2 protein-coding genes are annotated in these 16,057 nt (G+C 74.7%); both read left to right on the top strand.

All coding sequences use genetic code 11. The annotated features are described in order from the left end of the window. Nucleotides 1-6,342 (top strand): SDR family NAD(P)-dependent oxidoreductase (locus tag ACZ51D_RS40685; RefSeq protein ID WP_465665315.1); only part of this gene is annotated, 6,342 nt, incomplete at its 5' end. Between the two features lie 44 nt (nucleotides 6,343-6,386). Further along, nucleotides 6,387-15,971, top strand: coding sequence for a type I polyketide synthase (locus ACZ51D_RS40690; protein WP_465665317.1), 9,585 nt, complete (start codon nucleotides 6,387-6,389; stop codon nucleotides 15,969-15,971). The last annotated feature ends 86 nt before the right edge of the window (nucleotides 15,972-16,057 follow it).

Raw genomic sequence — 16,057 nt, forward strand, 5'->3', positions numbered from 1 at the left:
GCGGATCGTGCCGCGCTGGCCGTGGTGCTGGCGGGTGTGGAGTTGACCGCGGTCGTCCACACGGCGGGTGTGTTGGATGACGGGATCGTGCCGTCTCTGACGCCCGAGCGGCTGGATGCCGTGCTGCGTCCGAAGGTGGATGCGGCGTGGAACCTTCACGAGCTGACGAAGGACCGTCCGCTCGCCGCGTTCGTGCTGTTCTCCTCCGCGGCCGGGGTGTTCGGTGCGGCGGGTCAGGCGAACTACGCCGCTGCGAACGCCTTCCTGGACGCCCTCGCCGAGCACCGCCACGCCGCGGGTCTCCCGGCGCAGTCCCTGGCGTGGGGGCTGTGGGCGGAGGACGGCGGCGGTATGGCCGGCGGGCTGGGCGACGCGGACGTGCAGCGGATGGCCCGCGGCGGCGTGCAGGCGCTGTCCACGGCCGAGGGCCTGGGCGTGTTCGACGCCGCCCTGCGGGCCGAGGATGCGGCGCTGGTGCCGATCCGCCTCGACCTGGCGGGCCTGCGGGCCCGTGCGGCGGATCCGGCTGCGGTGCCGCCCCTGCTGCAGGGCCTGGTACGGCCGGCTGCCCGCAGGTCGGCCTCTGCGGCCACCGCTGCGGGCGGCGGCTCGGCGCTCGCAGCGCGGCTCGCAGGGCTGGCCGAGGCGGACCAGTACCGCGATCTCCTGCACACCGTCAGGTCCGAGGCCGCCGCCGTGCTCGGGTACGGCGGAGCGGAGGCGGTCGATCCGACCCGGGCCTTTCGCGAGCTCGGGTTCGACTCGCTCAGCGCGCTGGAGCTCCGTAACCGCCTGAACGCCGTCACGGGCCTGCGGCTGCCCGCGACCCTCGTCTTCGACCACCCGAGTCCTGCGGTGCTGGCCCGGCAGCTCCGGACCGAGCTCCTAGGCGTGCCGGAGGCGGACAGCGGGACGCCCGTCCCCGGGGCCACTGGCGCTGAGGATGACCCGATCGCGATCGTCGCGATGAGCTGCCGCTTCCCCGGCGGGGTCGAGACCCCCGAGGACCTGTGGCGCCTGGTCGCGGACGGCCGTGACGCGATCTCCGGCTTCCCCGCCGACCGCGGCTGGGACCTGGAACAGCTGTACCACCCGGACCCGGACCACCTCGGCACCTCGTACACGCGTGAGGGCGGGTTCCTGCACGACGCGGCGGCGTTCGACCCCGCCTTCTTCGGCATCAGCCCGCGGGAGGCGCTCTCCACCGACCCGCAGCAGCGGCTGCTGCTGGAGACCTCCTGGGAGGCCTTCGAACGGGCGGGCATCGACCCGGCGTCCCTGCGTGGCAGCCAGACCGGTGTCTTCGTCGGCGTGATGTACCACGACTACGCGACCCGCCTGCAGCAGGCCGCGGCCAGCGGCGCCGAGGGCTCGATGGGCAGTGGCGGCGTGGGCAGCATCGCGTCCGGTCGCCTCTCCTACACCTTCGGGCTGGAGGGGCCGGCCGTCACCGTCGACACGGCCTGCTCGTCCTCGCTGGTGGCGCTGCACTGGGCGATCCAGGCGCTGCGCACCGGCGAGTGCACGCTCGCCCTGGCCGGCGGGGTCACCGTCATGGCGACACCCGCGACCTTCGTCGACTTCAGCCGCCAGCGCGGCCTGGCCGCCGATGGCCGCTGCAAGGCTTTCTCCGATGACGCGGACGGGACCGGCTGGGGCGAGGGTGTCGGCATGCTGCTGGTGGAGCGGCTGTCGGACGCTCGCCGGAACGGTCATCCGGTCCTGGCGGTCGTCCGCGGCAGTGCCGTCAACCAGGACGGCGCGTCCAACGGTTTGACCGCGCCGAACGGGCCGTCCCAGCGGCGGGTGATCCAGCAGGCGCTGGCCAGTGCCGGGTTGACGGCCGGCGAGGTGGACGCGGTGGAGGCGCACGGAACCGGGACGCGTCTGGGCGACCCGATCGAGGCGCAGGCCCTGCTCGCCACCTATGGGCAGGGGCGCGGCGAGGAGGAGCCGCTCTGGCTGGGCTCGGTGAAGTCGAACCTGGGTCACACCCAGGCGGCGGCGGGTGCGGCCGGTGTGATCAAGATGGTGTTGGCGATGCGGCACGGAGTGCTGCCGAAGTCCCTGCACGTCGGCGAGCCGTCCTCGCACGTCGACTGGTCGGCCGGCGCGGTCGAACTGCTGACCGAGGCCCGTCCGTGGCCGGAGAACGGACGCCCGCGCCGGGCCGCGGTCTCGTCCTTCGGCATCAGCGGCACCAACGCCCACACGATCATCGAGCAGGCACCCGCGGAGGAGCCGGTGCCGGCCATTGCGAACACGGGTGCGCCGTTGCCACTGGTGATCTCGGGCAGGACGGAGGAGGCGCTGCGCGGGCAGGCCGCTCGGCTGTGGGAGTTCGTGGCGGCGCGTCCCGACGTGGAGGTGGCCGATCTGGGGCTGTCCCTTGCGACCACGCGCTCCTCGTTCGAGTGGCGTGCCGGGCTGGTGGCGGGCGACCGTGCGGAGCTGTTGGCGGCGCTGGAGGCGTTGGCGGGCGGCGTGTCGTCGGACAGCGTCGGCACACCGACCAGTGGGCGGACGGCGTTCCTGTTCACCGGTCAGGGCAGTCAGCGGGTCGGGATGGGCTTCGAGCTGTCGGCGGCCTTTCCGGTGTTCGCGGCTGCGTTCGATGCGGTGTGTGCCGAACTGGATCCGCTGCTGGACCGTCCGCTGCGTGAGGCGATCGCGGATGCGGAGCTGATCAGCGAGACCGGGTTCACGCAGCCGGCGTTGTTCGCGCTGGAGGTGGCGCTGTTCCGGCTGGTCGAATCCTGGGGTGTGCGGCCGGACTTCCTTGCCGGTCACTCGATCGGTGAGCTGGCCGCGGCGCACGTGGCGGGTGTGTTCTCGCTGGCGGACGCATGCAGGCTGGTGGCGGCGCGCGGTCGCCTGATGCAGGCGCTGCCGCGCGGCGGCGCCATGGCGGCCCTCCAGGCATCGGAGGGTGAGGTGCTGCCACTGCTGATCGGCCGCGCCGACGAGTTGGGCATCGCCGCCGTCAACGGTCCCGACTCGCTGGTGGTCTCGGGCGAGGAGCGTTCGGTCCTGGAGCTCGTGGCGGACTGGGAGGCGCAGGGCCGCAGGGCGAGGCGGCTCACCGTCAGTCATGCGTTCCATTCGCCACTGATGGACGGCATGCTGGCGGAGTTCCGTGCGCTGGCTGTTGAGGTGGTTTTCGCGGAGCCGCGGATTCCGATCGTGTCGACGTTGACCGGTTCGCTTGTGTCGGCCGAGTTGACCGACCCTGAGTACTGGGTGCGGCATGTTCGCGAGGCTGTCCGCTTCGCCGATGCGGTGCACGTGCTGGAGGGCGAAGGCGTCCGGGCGTTCCTGGAGCTGGGCCCGGACGGCACGCTGACGGCGATGGCGCAGCCGTGCCTCGGCGAGGAGAGCGGCGCCGTCCTCGTACCGGCCCTGCGGCGCGACCGGGCAGAGGCCGAGGCCGTTGCCGCCTGCCTGGGCCGCCTTGCCGTGGCCGGGACGGCGGTGGACTGGCCGGCGGCGTACGGCGGACGGGCCGGGCGCGTCATCGATCTGCCCACCTACGCCTTCCAGCGGGAGCGGTACTGGCCGCAGGGCGACGCCGGTGTGCCGGGCGATGTCGGCGCGGCCGGGTTGAGCGCGGCCGACCACCCGCTGCTGGGGGCCGCCGTGCCGCTGGCCGAGGGTGACGGGCTCCTGTTCACCGGGCGGCTCTCGCTGGACGCGCACCCCTGGCTGGCGGATCACGCTGTCGCGGGCACGGTGCTGCTGCCCGGAACGGCCTTGGTGGAGCTCGCGGTCCGGGCCGGCGAGCAGGTCGGCTGTGCGCATGTGGAGGAGCTGACGCTGGAGGCGCCACTGATCGTGCCCGAGCCCGGCGCGGTCCGGCTCCAGCTGCGGCTGGGTGCCGTCGACGCCGACGGGCGCAGCACCGTGGCCGTGCACTCCCGGCCTGCGGAGGCTGCTGATGACGTGCTCTGGACGCGGCATGCGGTGGGTCTGCTGGCGCGGGAGTCGGCTTCCGGTGGCGTGGAGTTGAGGGTGTGGCCGCCGGCCGGTGCGGAGCCGGTGGCGGTGGACGAGGTCTACGAGGCGTTCGGGGCGGCCGGGTTCGCGTACGGGCCGGTGTTCCGGGGCCTGCGAGCGGTGTGGCGGCACGGGGGCGAGGTGTTCGCGGAGGTGGCGCTGCCGGAGGAGGCCCGGTCGGAGGCGGGGTCCTACGGTCTGCATCCGGCGCTGCTGGATGCTGCGCTGCATGCGATCGGTGCGGGCGCTCTGTTGGAGGACACCGGTCGGGGCCGGTTGCCGTTCGCGTGGTCGGGTGTGTCCGTGCACGCGGCCGGTGCGGGGGAGTTGCGGGTCAGGATCTCCGCTGTGGGGGCCGAGGCGGTCTCGCTCGCGGTGGCCGATGCCTCCGGTGCGCCGGTCGCGACGGTCGACTCCCTGGTGCTGCGGGCGTTCTCGCCGGAGCAGCTCGCCGCGCAGGGCGGCCATGATGCGCTCTTCCGTCCGGAGTGGACTCCTGTCTCGCTGCCGGTGTCGGCGCCCGACGGTGTGATCGGTGTCCTGGGCGGGGACGGCCTGGGCCTGGCCAGCGCGATCGCCTTCGCGGACCTGGCGGACATCGCCGAGACCGGTGTCGTCCCCGACATCCTGGTCGTAGCCCTCCCCGCCGCGGAGGACCTCGCGGCGGCAGCCGCCACCCACGCGGCCGTCCGGGACGTGCTCGCCCTGGTACAGGAATGGCTGGCGGCGGACGCGTTCGCCGACTCCCGCCTGGTCGTGGTGACCCGGAAGTCGGCCGGCGCGGGCGCGGGTGACCTTCCCGCCGCGGCTGTCCGGGGCCTGCTGCGGTCGGCCCAGTCCGAGCACCCGGGCCGGATCACGGTGGTCGACGTGGACGGTGACCCCGCCTCGCTGCGGGCCCTGTCCTACGCACTCGGCAGCGACGAACCGCAGCTGGCGCTCCGCGCGGGCAGCGCCGCCGCCCTGCGCCTGCTGCGCGTCACCGAGACCGGCGCGCCGGGCACGGACGCCACGGACGCCCTCGGCGGCGGCACGGTCCTGCTGACGGGAGCCACTGGTGCGCTCGGCCGACAGGTCGCCCGTCACCTGGTGGCGGAGTGCGGCGTCCGTCGTCTGCTGCTGGTCTCCCGTCGCGGCGAATCCGCCCCGGGGGCAGGGGAGTTGGCGGCCGACCTGGCCGGTCTCGGCGCCGAGACGGCGTTCGCCGCCTGCGACGCGGCCGACCGCGACGCGCTGGCACGGCTGTTGGACGGCACGGACCTGACGGCGGTGGTCCACATCGCCGGAGTCCTGGACGACGGCATCGTCTCGTCCCTGACCCCCGAGCGGCTGGCCGCCGTGCTGCGCCCGAAGGTGGATGCGGCCTGGAACCTGCACGAGCTGACGAAGGACCGTCCGCTCGCCGCGTTCGTGCTGTTCTCCTCCGCGGCCGGTGTGTTCGGGGCGGCCGGCCAGGCCAACTACGCGGCTGCGAACAGCTTCCTCGACGCCCTCGCCGAGCACCGGCACGCCGCGGGTCTCCCGGCGGCCTCGCTCGCCTGGGGCCTGTGGGCGGACGACGGCGGCATGGCGGACACCCTGGCCGGCGCCGACGTCGAGCGGATGGCCCGGGGCGGGGTGTCCGCGCTGTCGGTTGCCGAGGGTCTGGCCCTGCTGGACACGGCCATCACCCTGCCGCACCACCCGGTGCTGGTACCCGCCCGGCTCGACCTGGCCACCGTGCGGGCCGCGGCCGCGCAGGGCGGCCAGGTGCCGGCCCTGCTGCGATCCCTCGTGCAGCCGCCCGTCCGCCGCGCCGCGAGGGCGGCCGAGGCCGATCCGGCCGCGGACCTGCGCCGACGGCTCGCCGGGCAGTCGGCGCAGGACCGGGAGCGGATCCTGCTGGACGTGGTCTGCGGCCAGGTCGCCGCCGTCCTCGGCTACGCGGGTGCGGCCGCCGTCCAGCCCGGCCACGCGTTCCGCGAACTCGGCTTCGACTCGCTGACCGCCGTCGAACTGCGCAACCGCCTCACCGCGGTCACCGGCCTGCGGCTGCCCGCGACGCTGATCTTCGACCACCCGAGCCCCGCCGACCTGGTCGCCCACCTGTCCGCCGCCGTCCCGCAGGACGGGGACCCGGCCGGTCCCGGCGTCTTCGCCGAACTCGACCGCCTCGCCGAGGCCCTGGTACGTACCCCGACCGACGCGGAGACCGGCACGCGGGTCACCCTCCGCCTCCAGGCCCTGCTCACACAGTGGCGGGACGCCATCGGCGGCGCGGCCGACCCCGTCGACGACCACCGCGACCTCGACACGGCGACCGACGACGAGCTCTTCGACCTGCTCGACGACGAGCTCGAGACCTCCTGACCCGGGCGCCACCCCCTTCTCTTTGCCGCAAGGAGCGGACGGACATGCTGAACGAGGACAAGCTGCGCGACTACCTCAAGCGCGCCACCGCCGACCTGCGCAATGCCCGGCGGAGGCTTCGGGACATGGAGGAGCGCGACCGCGAGCCGATCGCGATCGTCGGCATGGCCTGCCGCTACCCCGGCGGGGTGGCCTCGCCCGAGGACCTGTGGCAGCTGGTGGCCACCGGGACGGACGCCATCGGCGGCTTCCCCGCCGATCGCGGCTGGGACGCCGACGCGCTGATCGACGACGACCCGGACGCGCACGGCACCAGCTACGTCAACCAGGGCGGCTTCCTCTACGAGGCCGGCTCGTTCGACCCGGCGTTCTTCGGGATCTCGCCGCGCGAGGCGCTGGCCATGGACCCGCAGCAGCGGCTGCTGCTGGAGACCTCCTGGGAGGCGTTCGAGCGGGCCGGCATCGACCCGCGCACGCTCAAGGGCAGCCGCACCGGCGTGTTCGCCGGCCTGATGTACCACGAGTACGCCAGCCGGCTGGGTGCCGTGCCCGAGGGCGTCGAGGGCCATCTCGGCACGGGCAGCTTCGGCAGCGTCGCCTCGGGCCGCGTCTCGTACACCTTCGGGCTGGAGGGGCCGGCGGTCACCGTCGACACGGCTTGTTCGTCCTCGCTGGTGGCACTCCACCTGGCTGTCCAGGCGCTGCGCAGCGGCGAGTGCACCATGGCGCTGGCGGGCGGGGTGACGGTGATGTCCACCCCCGGCACCTTCGTCGAGTTCAGCCGCCAGCGCGGCCTGGCCACCGACGGCCGTTGCAAGGCGTTCTCCGATGACGCGGACGGCACCGGCTGGGGCGAGGGCGTCGGCATGGTGCTGGTCGAGCGGCTCTCCGACGCCCGGCGCAACGGGCACCCGGTGCTGGCGGTGGTCCGCGGGTCGGCGATCAACCAGGACGGTGCGTCGAACGGCCTGACGGCGCCGAACGGTCCCTCCCAGCAGCGGGTCATCCGCCAGGCCCTGGCCGGCGCCGCCCTGACGCCCGCCCAGGTCGACGTGGTGGAGGCGCACGGGACGGGGACGACCCTGGGCGACCCGATCGAGGCACAGGCACTGCTCGCCACGTACGGCCAGGAGCGTCCGGCCGACCGGCCGCTCCTGCTGGGTTCGTTGAAGTCGAACATCGGTCACACCCAGGCCGCCGCCGGGGTGGGCGGCGTCATCAAGATGGTGATGGCGATCCGAGAGGGTGTCCTGCCGGAGACCCTGCACGTCACCGAGCCCTCCACACACGTGGACTGGTCGGAGGGTGCGGTGGAGCTGCTGACGGAGCAGCGGGAGTGGCCGGGGACAGGGGAGCCGCGTCGTGCGGGTGTGTCCTCGTTCGGCTTCAGTGGGACGAACGCGCATGTGATCATCGAGCAGGCTCCGGCGGACGGCCCGGTGGAGGCGGACGAGGTCGTCGTCGGGTCTCCGGTGGTGGGTGGCTCGGTGGTGCCGTGGCTGGTGTCGGGCCGGAGTGAGGAGGCGCTGCGCGGGCAGGCGGCGCGGCTGCGGGCTTTCGCGGGACGGGAGCCGGATGTGCCGGGTGCCGGTCTGGCGCTGGCGAGCGGGCGCGCGGCCCTGGAGCACCGGGCCGTGGTCCTCGGAGCCGACCTCCCCGAACTCGTCTCCGGACTGACGGCGATGGCCGACGGTGGCGTGAGCGCCGGTGTCGTGCAGGGCGCTGCGGGTGCACCCGGGAAGGTGGCGTTCGTCTTCCCGGGTCAGGGTTCGCAGTGGGCCGCGATGGCGGTGGAGCTGTTGGAGTCGTCGTCGGTGTTCGCTGGGCGGATGGCGGAGTGTGGGGCGGCGTTGGCGCCGTTCGTGGATGGCTGGTCGCTGCTGGAGGTGGTTCGGGGCGTCGAGGGTGATGGGTGGATGGATCGGGTGGACGTTGTCCAGCCGGTGTTGTGGGCGGTGATGGTGTCCCTTGCGGAGGTGTGGCGTGCGTCCGGTGTGGAGCCGGGTGTGGTGGTCGGTCATTCGCAGGGTGAGATCGCGGCCGCGGTGGTGGCGGGTGCGTTGTCGCTGGAGGACGGTGCCCGGGTGGTGGCGCTGCGCAGCCGGGCGATCGCGGGTGGTCTGGCGGGTCTGGGTGGCATGGTCTCGGTGGCGTTGCCGGTGGAGGAGGTGCGTGAGCGTCTCGGTGACGGGGATCGGGTGTCGGTCGCGGCGGTGAACGGTCCGTCGGCGGTGGTGGTGTCCGGTGAGCCGGCCGCCCTGGACGAGCTGCTGGCCGCGTGTGAGGTGGACGGCGTCCGTGCCCGTCGTGTCCCGGTGGACTACGCCTCGCACTCCGCGCAGGTGGAGTCGATCCGTGCCGAACTGTTGGAGGTCCTTGCGGAGGTCCGTCCGCGGGCGGGCTCGGTGCCGGTGTTCTCGACGGTGACCGGTGAGCTGGTCGACGGTTCCGCCATGGATGCCGAGTACTGGTACACCAACCTCCGTACCACCGTCCGCTTCGCCGAGGCGGTCGACGCCCTCCTCGCCGACGGCTACGGCACCTTCGTCGAGGTCAGCGCCCATCCGGTGCTCGCGATGGCGGTGCAGGACACCGCCGAGGCGGCCGGGCACGACGCGGTGACCGTGGGCACGCTGCGCCGCGGCGAGGGCGGCTCGCGCCGGGTGCTGGCCTCGCTGGCCGAGGCGTGGGTGCGCGGCGTGGCCGTCGACTGGCGGGCGGCCGCCTTCGCCGGCACCACCGCCGTCCCGCCGCTCGCACTCCCCACCTACGCCTTCCAGCGTGCCCACTACTGGCTGGACGCGCCCAGCGCGGCATCCGACCAGGGGAACCCGACCGGGGTCGACCCCGTCGAGGCCGAGTTCTGGGCCGCCGTCGAGAACGAGGACCTCGGCGTCCTCGCAGGCTCGCTCGACCTGGACGCCGACGCGCCGCTGAGCGCCGTCCTGCCCGCCCTGTCGACCTGGCGGCGGCAGCGCCGTGAGCAGTCGACCGTGGATGGCTGGCGCTACCGCATCACCTGGCAGCCCCTCACCGATCTGCCCGCACCGCTGCTCTCCGGCACCTGGGCGGTCATCGCGACGGAGGACGACCGGGACCGCGCCGACGACCTCGCCCACGGCCTCGAACGACGCGGCGCCGACGTCACCGTGCTCACCGTCGGCGAAAACGATCTCGACCGCACCACACTGGCCGCCCGGCTGGCCGCGGAGCTCCCCGACGGCGCCTCCCCGGCCGGCCTGCTCTCCCTGCTCGGCACGGTCGAGGACCGCTGCTCCGCGCACCCGTCGGTGCCGTTCGGCCTGGCGGGCTCCGTTCTGCTGCTCCAGGCGCTGGCCGACGCCGGGATCGAGGCGCCGGTGTGGACGGCCACCCGCGGCGCCGTCGCGGCCAACCGGGCCGAACGTCCGGCCGCGCCCGCGCAGTCCCTGGTCTGGGGCCTGGGCCGGGTCGCCGCCCTGGAGGACGCCCCCCGCTGGGGTGGCCTGGTCGACCTGCCGGAGCTGCTGGACGACCGGGCCATGGACCGGCTGGCCGGGGTGCTGGCCGGTACGGGCGGTGAGGACCAGGTCGCGATCAGGGCCTCCGGTGTGCTGGTGCGCCGCCTGGTGCACGCCCCGGTCGGCCCGGTGGCGGGGGAGGGCTGGCGGCCGTCCGGCACGGTGCTGGTCACCGGCGGCACCGGCGCCCTGGGTGCCCACGTCGCCCGCTGGCTCGCCCGCAACGGCGCCGAGCACCTGCTGCTCACCAGCCGGCGCGGTCCGGAGGCCGACGGCGCCGCTGAACTCGCCGCCGAACTCACCGGCCTCGGTGCCGCCGCCGACATCGTCTCCTGCGACGTCGCCGACCGCACCGCGCTCGAAGCCCTGCTGGCCGGGATCCCCGCCGAGCGTCCGCTGACCGCCGTGATGCACACCGCGGCCGTGCTGGACGACGGCGTGATCCAGGCGCTCACCACCGACCAGCTGGAGCGGGTGCTGCGGGTCAAGGTCGACTCCGCGCTGCACCTGCACGAGCTGACCCGGGAGCTGGACCTCTCCGCGTTCGTCCTCTTCTCCTCCTTCGCCGCCACGTTCGGTGCCCCCGGCCAGGGCAACTACGCCCCCGGGAACGCCTTCTTGGACGCGCTCGCCGCCCAGCGGCGGGCCGACGGCCTGCCCGCCACCTCCGTCGCCTGGGGACCCTGGGGCGAGGGCGGCATGGCCGAGGGCGGCGTCGGCGACCGGATGCGCCGCCACGGCATCCTGGAGATGGCGCCGGACCTGGCCGTCTCCGCCCTGCAGCACGCACTGGACCGGGGCGACACCGAACTGACCGTCACCGACATCGACTGGCAGCGCTTCACCCTCGCCTTCACCTCGGGCCGGGTCCGCCCGCTGCTGTCCGCCATCCCCGAGGCCGCCCGGGTGCTGGAGGGCGTCCGCGCCGCTACCGAGGAGCAGCACTCCACCAACGGCGCACTCGCCGTCCGGCTCGCGGGTGTCGCCCCGGCCGAGCGGGAGCGCATCCTGCTCGACCTGGTGGCCTCGCACATCGCCGCCGCACTCGGCTTCCCCGGGCCGGAGGCCGTCGACACCGGCCGGGCGTTCAAGGAGCTCGGCTTCGACTCGCTGACCGCCGTCGAACTGCGCAACCGCCTCGGTGCCGCGGCCGGCCTGCGGCTGCCCGCCACCCTCGTCTACGACCACCCCACCGCCCTCGCGCTCGCCCGCCACCTCGGCGAGGAGCTCTCCGGGACGGTCGCCGACGCGACGGGACCGGCGGTGGCGAGCGTCGCCCACGACGAGCCGATCGCCATCGTCGGCATGAGCTGCCGCTTCCCCGGCGGCGTGGACTCACCGGAGGCGCTCTGGCAGCTGCTGGCCGCCGGAGGTGACGCCCTGTCGGGGTTCCCGACCGACCGGGGCTGGGACCTGGACGCGGTGTTCGACGCCGACCCCGACGCGAAGGGCACCTCGTACATCCGCGAGGGCGGCTTCCTGCACGACGCCAGCCGCTTCGACGCCGGGTTCTTCGGGATCTCGCCGCGCGAGGCACTGGCCATGGACCCGCAGCAGCGGCTGCTGCTGGAGACCTCCTGGGAGGCGTTCGAGCGGGCCGGCATCGACCCGCACGCACTGCGGGGCAGCCGTACCGGTGTCTTCGCAGGCACCAACGGCGGCGACTACCTGGGCCTGCTCGCCAGCGCCGCGCAGTCGGCCGAGGGCCATGTCGCGACCGGCACCGCCGCGAGCGTGGTCTCTGGCCGGGTCTCCTACCTGTTCGGCCTCGAAGGCCCGGCGATGACCGTCGACACCGCCTGCTCGGCCTCGCTGGTGGCGCTCCACCTGGCCGTCCAGTCGCTGCGTAACGGCGAGTGCGAACTCGCGCTGGCGGGCGGTGTCACGGTGATGTCCACCCCCGGCACCTTCATCGAGTTCAGCCGCCAGCAGGGCCTGGCCGCCGACGGCCGCTGCAAGCCGTTCTCGGCCGCGGCCGACGGCTTCACCCCCTCCGAGGGCGTCGGCATGGTGCTGGTCGAGCGGCTCTCCGACGCCCGGCGCAACGGGCACCCGGTGCTGGCGGTGGTCCGCGGGTCGGCGATCAACCAGGACGGTGCGTCGAACGGCCTGACGGCGCCGAACGGTCCCTCCCAGCAGCGGGTCATCCGCCAGGCCCTGGCCAACGCCGGTCTGGCCCCCGGCCAGGTCGACGCCGTGGAGGCGCACGGGACGGGGACGCGCTTGGGCGACCCGATCGAGGCGCAGGCCCTGCTCGCCACCTACGGTCAGGGCCGGCCCGAGGACCGCCCGCTGCTGCTCGGCTCGGTGAAGTCCAACCTCGGCCACGCGCAGGCCGCCGCCGGCCTCGCCGGCGTGATCAAGATGGTCGAGGCGCTGCGCCGCGGCATCCTGCCGCAGAGCATCCACCTGGACGAGCCGTCGCCCCACGTGGACTGGTCGGCAGGCGCCGTCGAGCTGCTGACGGAGCAGCGGGAGTGGCCGGGGACGGGGGAGCCGCGTCGTGCGGGTGTGTCCTCGTTCGGCTTCAGTGGGACGAACGCGCATGTGATCATCGAGCAGGCTCCGGCGGACGGGCCGGTGGAGGCGGACGAGGTCGTCGTCGGGTCTCCGGTGGTGGGTGGCTCGGTGGTGCCGTGGCTGGTGTCGGGCCGGAGTGAGGAGGCGCTGCGCGGGCAGGCGGCGCGGCTGCGGGCTTTCGCGGGACGGGAGCCGGATGTGCCGGGTGCCGGTCTGGCGCTGGCGAGCGGGCGCGCGGCCCTGGAGCACCGGGCCGTGGTCCTCGGAGCCGACCTCCCCGAACTCGCCTCCGGACTGGCCGACCTGACCTCCGGCGCGGCGGGCACCGGCGTGGTCCGGGGCGTGAGCGGTTCGGCGGGCCGGGTGGCGTTCGTCTTCCCGGGTCAGGGTTCGCAGTGGGCCGCGATGGCGGTGGAGCTGTTGGAGTCGTCGTCGGTGTTCGCTGTGCGGATGGCGGAGTGTGGGGCGGCGTTGGCGCCGTTCGTGGACGGCTGGTCGCTGCTGGAGGTGGTTCGGGGCGTCGAGGGTGATGCGTGGATGGATCGGGTGGACGTTGTCCAGCCGGTGTTGTGGGCGGTGATGGTGTCCCTCGCGGAGGTGTGGCGTGCGTCCGGTGTGGAGCCGGGTGTGGTGGTCGGTCATTCGCAGGGTGAGATCGCTGCCGCGGTGGTGGCGGGTGCGTTGTCGCTGGAGGACGGTGCCCGGGTGGTGGCGTTGCGCAGCCGGGCGATCGCGGGTGGTCTGGCGGGTCTGGGTGGCATGGTCTCGGTGGCGTTGCCGGTGGAGCGGGTGCGTGAGCGTCTCGGTGACGGGGATCGGGTGTCGGTCGCGGCGGTGAACGGTCCGTCGGCGGTGGTGGTGTCCGGTGAGCCGGCCGCCCTGGACGAGCTGCTGGCCTCGTGTGAGGTGGACGGCGTTCGTGCCCGTCGTGTCCCGGTGGACTACGCCTCGCATTCCGCGCAGGTGGAGTCGATCCGTGCCGAACTTCTCGACCTGCTGGCTCCGGTGAGCCCCCGCGCAGGCCTTGTGCCGGTGTTCTCGACGGTGACCGGTGAGCTGGTCGACGGCTCCGCCATGGATGCCGAGTACTGGTACACCAACCTCCGCACCACCGTCCGCTTCGCCGAGGCGGTCGACTCCCTCCTCGCCGACGGCTACGGCACCTTCGTCGAGGTCAGCGCGCACCCGGTGCTGGTGATGGCACTCCAGGAGAGCATCGAGGCGGCCGAACGCGACGCCGCTGCGTTCGGCACGCTCCGCCGCGGCGAGGGCGGCCCGCGCCGACTGCTGGCCTCGCTGGCCGAGGCGTGGGTGCGCGGCGTGGCCGTCGACTGGCGGGCGGCCGCCTTCGCCGGCACCACCGCCGTCCCGCCGCTCGAACTGCCCACCTACGCCTTCCAGCACCGCCGGTTCTGGCCCGAGCCGGCCCGCCCGGAGAACGGCGCCGGAACGGTCGGCGCGGACCCTGTGGACACCGCCTTCTGGGAGGCCGTCGAGCGCCACGACCTGGAGACGTTGGCAGGCTCGCTCGACCTGGACGCCGACGCGCCGCTGAGCGCCGTCCTGCCCGCGCTGTCGACCTGGCGGCGGCAGCGCCGTGAGCAGTCGACCGTGGACGGCTGGCGCTACCGCATCACCTGGCAGCCCCTCACCGATCTGCCCGCACCGCTGCTCTCCGGCACCTGGGCGGTCATCGCGACGGAGGACGACCGGGACCGCGCCGACGACCTCGCCCACGGTCTCGCCCGGCGCGGCTCGGAGGCCCGCACGCTGACCCTCCCGGCCGCCGGCCTCGACCGCGAGCCGCTGGCCGAGTGGCTGCGCAAGGAGCTCGGCGACACGGTCGGCCTGTCCGGCCTGCTCTGGCTCCCGGCCATGGACGGGCGGCCGCACGCCGAGCACCCGGGCCTGCCGCTCGGGCTCGCCGGGACGGCCGTGCTGGTGCAGGCGCTCGGCGACGCCGGGATCGAGGCGCCGGTGTGGACGGCCACCCGCGGCGCCGTCGCGGCCAACCGGGCCGAACGTCCGGCCGCGCCCGTGCAGTCCCTGATCTGGGGCTTCGGCCGGGTCGCCGCGCTGGAGCACCCGCAGCGCTGGGGTGGCCTGGTCGACCTGCCGGAGCTGCTGGACGACCGGGCCATGGACCGGCTGGCCGGGGTGCTGGCCGGTACGGGCGGTGAGGACCAGGTCGCGATCAGGGCCTCCGGGGTGCTGGTGCGCCGCCTGGTGCACGCCCCGGCCGGCCCGGTGGCCGGGGAGGGCTGGCGGCCGTCCGGCACGGTGCTGGTCACCGGCGGCACCGGCGCCCTGGGTGCCCACGTCGCCCGCTGGCTCGCCCGCAACGGCGCCGAGCACCTGCTGCTCACCAGCCGGCGCGGCCAGGAGGCCGACGGCTCCGCCGAACTCGCCGCCGAACTGACCGCGCTGGGCGCCCGGGTCACCGTCGCCGCCTGCGACGTCGCCGACCGCACCGCGCTGGCCGCCCTGCTCGGCACGATCCCCACCGAGCAGCCCCTCACTGCCGTGATGCACACCGCCGGGATCCTCGACGACGGCGTGCTGGACGCGCTGACACCCGAGCGATTCGCCACGGTGCTGCGCCCGAAGACGGAGGCCGTGCTCGCCCTGGACGAGCTGACCCGCGACCTCGACCTCTCCGCGTTCGTCCTGTTCTCCGGCCTCGCCGGCACCCTGGGCGACGCCGGGCAGGCCAACTACGCCGCCGCCAACGCCTTCCTGGACGGCTTCGCCGAGCACCGCCGCGCCCAGGGGCTGGCCGCCACCTCGGTGGCCTGGGGGCGCTGGGGCGAGAGCGGCATGGCCGCGGACGGCCTGATCGGCGACCGGCTCGACCGCGCCGGGCTGCCCGCGATGCGGCCCGAGTCGGCGATCGCCGCCCTCCAGCAGGCCCTGGATCTGGACGAGACCGTGGTCACCGTCGCCGACGTCGCCTGGGACCGTTTCGCACCCGGCTTCACCTCGGTGCGCCCGTCCGCGCTGCTGGACGGGCTGCCCGGCGTCCGCCGCCCGGCCGCCGGAGCCGGGCCCGACGCCGCGGCCGGCGCCGCCGCCGACGCCGCCGAGCTGCGCCGGCGGCTGGCCGGCATGGCGGAACTGGAGCGCGAGCAGACCGTGCTGGACCTGGTGCGCGCCCACGCGGCCGCCGCGCTGGGACACACCACGGTCGACGAGGTCGGGGCCGGCCGGGCGTTCAAGGAACTCGGCCTGGACTCGCTGACCGCACTGGAACTGCGCAACCGCCTCGGCGCCGCCACCGGCCTGCGCCTGCCGGCCACGCTGGTGTTCGACTTCCCGACACCGGCCGCCCTCGCCGCCCGCCTGCGGGCCGACCTGGTCCCGGCCGGTCCGGCGCACGGCGGGGGCGGAGGCACCCTCGCGGACCTCGACCGGCTGGAGGCCGCACTGGCCACCGTCACCGAGGACCCGGACACCCGGGCCGACGTCGCCGCCCGCCTCCAGGCCCTGCTGACCCGGTGGAGCGCCGAACCGCACGAGCGGCAGCCGGACGAGCAGGTGGCCGAGCACCTCCGGGAGGCCTCCGCCGACGAGCTGTTCGCCTTCATCGACAACGAGTTGGGCATGGCCTGACTGCCGGGCGGCGCGGGCGGGCCGGCGACCACCGGCACCCCGCGCCACCGGCGGTACGGCCCGCCCCCGCACGGCAGGGCCCCGTA

Source organism: Kitasatospora sp. NPDC033851 (assembly GCF_055576085.1).

Coding starts and splice junctions, on each gene's coding strand:
- ACZ51D_RS40690 (WP_465665317.1), top strand. CDS start 6,387: ATGCTGAACGAGGACAAGCTGCGCGACTACCTCAAGCGCGCCACCGCC.